This window comes from Streptomyces pathocidini (assembly GCF_001418495.1).
Classification (GTDB): domain Bacteria; phylum Actinomycetota; class Actinomycetes; order Streptomycetales; family Streptomycetaceae; genus Streptomyces; species Streptomyces pathocidini.
In genome coordinates, this window is the sequence record NZ_LIQY01000641.1 from 1 (window position 1) to 1,865 (window position 1,865).

Here is a 1,865-nt window from a genome sequence, read left to right on the forward strand (position 1 = left end):
GACGGCGGGCAGGCGCGGCAGCCGGGTGCGCGCGAGGCCGGCCAGCACGGCGCGCGAGGCGATCCGGGTGGATGTGCCGCCGGGGGTTGTCGATGTGTCCACCGGCAACCCCGACCCCGCCCTGCTGCCCCCGCTCGGCGAGGCCCTCGCCGCCGCTGCCGCGGACTACGCCCGGCGCACCGCCCTCTACGGAGACCCGGCGATCGACCCGGAGTTGGCCGAGTCGGCCAGGGTCGCGTTCGACGCGGACGGGGTGCCGGGCGGGCCGGTCGCGGTGACCTCGGGGTCGCTCGACGCGATCGAGCGGGTGCTGGCCGCCCACCTCAGGCCCGGCGACGCGGTGGCGGTCGAGGACCCGGGCTGGGGCAGCGCCCTCGACCTGATCCCGGCCCTCGGGCTGCGCGCCCTGCCGGTCGCCGTGGACGAGGACGGGCCGCTGCCGGAGGACGTCGAACGCGCGCTGGCGCGGGGCGCCCGCGCGCTGATGGTCACCTGCCGGGCGCAGAATCCGACCGGCGCCGCCGTGACCGCGCGGCGGGCCGACGCCCTCCGGGCCGTCCTCGCCCCGCACCCGGAGGTCCTGCTCATCGAGGACGACCACGGCCACGGCATCGTCGACCTGCCGCTCAACCCCCTGGCCGGGGGCGGGGGTTCGGGCCCGTGGGCGCTGGTCCGCTCGACGGCCAAGGCGTACGGTCCCGACCTGCGGCNNNNCGGCGTACGGGGCGCGGCGCGACGCCCTGGTGCGCGCGCTGGGCGAGCGCGGGATCACCGCGTACGGGCGCAGCGGCATGAACGTGTGGGTGCCCGTCCCCGACGAGACGGGCGCCGTGGCGCGGCTGTTGCAGGCGGGCTGGGCGGTCGCGCCCGGGGCGCGGTTCCGGATGGCCTCGCAGCCCGGGGTACGGGTCACCGTCTCGCCGCTGTCGGCGGACGGCATCGGGCCGGTCGCCGACGCGCTGGCGTCCGCGACCGGCCCGGGCCGAGCCTTCTCGGGCCGCTACGACTGAGTGCCCGCCGCCTTGACGGGTTCTGAGCCTGCCTTCGCGGATTCGGTGCCTGCCTTGGCGGGCTCCGCGCTGGCCTTCGCGGGCTCCGTGCCGGTCTTCGCGGGCTCCGTGCCGGTCTTCGCGNNGCGGCAGTCGCGATGACCGGGATGAAGTAGGTGACCATGGCCGCGGTCGTCGGGCCGACCTCGGCCACCAGCCCGTACTGGATGAGGAACGCGACGCCCGTACCCAGCGCGCCGAGGGCCGCCACCGCCAGCAGCGGAACCGCCGGGAAGGAGGTCGGGAGGTCGGTGAACAGCGGGGTGGCGATCGCCAACTGGACGGTGCCGAGGAAGAGTTGGGAACCGGACATGGCCAGGTGGGAACTGCCCGCGCCGGCCAGGGTGCGGCGGACGTAGATCCAGCCCACCGCGTAGCTGAGGGAGGCGATCAGCGCCATCACCGTACCGGCCGGGTCCTGGCCGGAGAAGCCCTGCCAGGCGCCGAGCACGGTCAGCACGCCGACGAAGCCGACGCCGAGCCCCGCGACGCGGCGGCGGGTGGGCCGGTCCTCGGAGAGCGCGGCCATCGAGAGCACCATGCCCCACAGCGGGGTGGTCGCGTTGCAGATCCCGGCGAGGGTGGAGGGGATGGTCAGCTCGGCGTACGCGAAGAGGGAGAACGGGAGCGCGTTGAGGAAGACCGCCGCGACCGCGAGGTGGCCCCACGTGCGGGTGGTGCGCGGCAGCCGCTCCCGCCGCATCGCGAGCACCGCGACCAGAACCGCCGTGCCGAAGACCATGCGGCCGAGGGTGACCTGGAGCGGCGCGTAGGCCTCGGTGCCGACCTTGATCAGAAGGAAGCTGAAACCCCAGA

General features: G+C 75.9%; 3 pseudogenes. 2 read left to right on the plus strand and 1 reads right to left on the minus strand.

The features are described from left to right. Both AOK16_RS23930 and AOK16_RS28800 read left to right on the plus strand, forming a co-directional pair. Nucleotides 1-710, plus strand: a pseudogene (locus AOK16_RS23930) (aminotransferase class I/II-fold pyridoxal phosphate-dependent enzyme); the annotation flags it as partial. A gap of 4 nt (nt 711-714) precedes the next feature. Then, nucleotides 715-1,010 (plus strand): annotated as a pseudogene (locus tag AOK16_RS28800) (aminotransferase class I/II-fold pyridoxal phosphate-dependent enzyme); the annotation flags it as partial. A 125-nt stretch (nt 1,011-1,135) separates the two neighbouring features. On the opposite strand, the pseudogene AOK16_RS23935 reads toward AOK16_RS28800, so the two are convergent. Beyond that, nucleotides 1,136-1,865 (minus strand): annotated as a pseudogene (locus AOK16_RS23935) (DMT family transporter); the annotation flags it as partial.